A 1,044-nucleotide genomic window follows, 5' to 3' on the forward strand; every position below is an offset into this window, starting at 1 on the left:
CGCAGCTGGGCCAGGTGCGAACTCGGCTCGTCCGGCCCGAAGTCCCGCCAGCGCGCCACCTCGTCCGGGTCCACGCCCGGGGCGGGCGTGATGCGCCAGTCGGCGTTCCCGTACCCGTACAGATGGGTCAGCTCGACCGTGGCGCGCTCGCAGTCGATGCGGATACGGCTGACCTCGTCGGGGCTGAGCACGCTGTTCACGACGGTCGCCAGCACCCCGCTCCCGAAGCGGACCAGCGCCGTCGACACGTCCTCCGTCTCCACGTCGTGGACCAGTCGCCCGGCCATCGCCCGGATCTCCGCCCACGGCCCCAGGAGGTCGAGGAGCAGGTCCATCTGGTGGATGCCGTGCCCCATCGACGGCCCGCCGCCCTCGGTGTCCCAGCGGCCGCGCCACGGCACCGCGTAGTAGTCGCCGTCCCGGTACCAGGTGGTCTGGCAGTGCGCCACGAGCGGCCGCCCCAGCGCCCTCTCCGCGAGCAGCCGCCCGACATGGCGGGCGCCCGAGCCGAACCGGTGCTGGAAGACGACGGCCGCGTACGGACCGGGCCGGGCGGCCGTCACTCCGCCCGCCGAGCCCCCGTCCACCGCGCCCCCGTCCACCGCGCCGCCCCCGCCCGCCGTGCCGGCCTTCGCGTCGCCCTCCGCCGACTCGATCGCGTCGAAGTCGGCCAGCGTCGGGCACGGCGGCTTCTCGCACCACACCCACGCCCCCGCACGCAGCGCGGCCACCGCCTGGTCCCGGTGGAACCGGGGCGGGGTGCACAGCACGACCAGGTGCGGACGCCGCTCCCGCAGCATCCGGTCCAGGTCCGTGTACGGATACGGGATCCCCGCCTCGCGGCAGAACCCCACCACCGCCGCCGCGTCCACGTCGACCGCGGCGACCACCTCCAGCGGCTGCTCGGCCGCCAGCGCGGTCAGCGCCGGCAGATGGGCGCCGCGCGCGATGGAGCCGGTCCCGACGACGGCGACCCGGACGGTTCCAGTTCCAGAACGGGACGTCAACCCGTACCCCCCACTTCCGCGCCGATGATAGTGGTAA

The 1,044-nt window shown here is 75.0% G+C and carries 1 protein-coding gene; it reads right to left on the reverse strand.

From position 1 onward, the window contains the following. Positions 1 to 1,007, reverse strand: a 1,007-nt coding sequence (locus tag HTZ82_RS07165) for a Gfo/Idh/MocA family protein (RefSeq protein ID WP_175408446.1), incomplete at its 3' end; no start/stop codon positions are given. Positions 1,008 to 1,044: the final 37 nt, after the last annotated feature.

It is taken from the genome of Streptomyces sp. TRM64462, assembly GCF_013362995.1.
Lineage (GTDB): Bacteria > Actinomycetota > Actinomycetes > Streptomycetales > Streptomycetaceae > Streptomyces.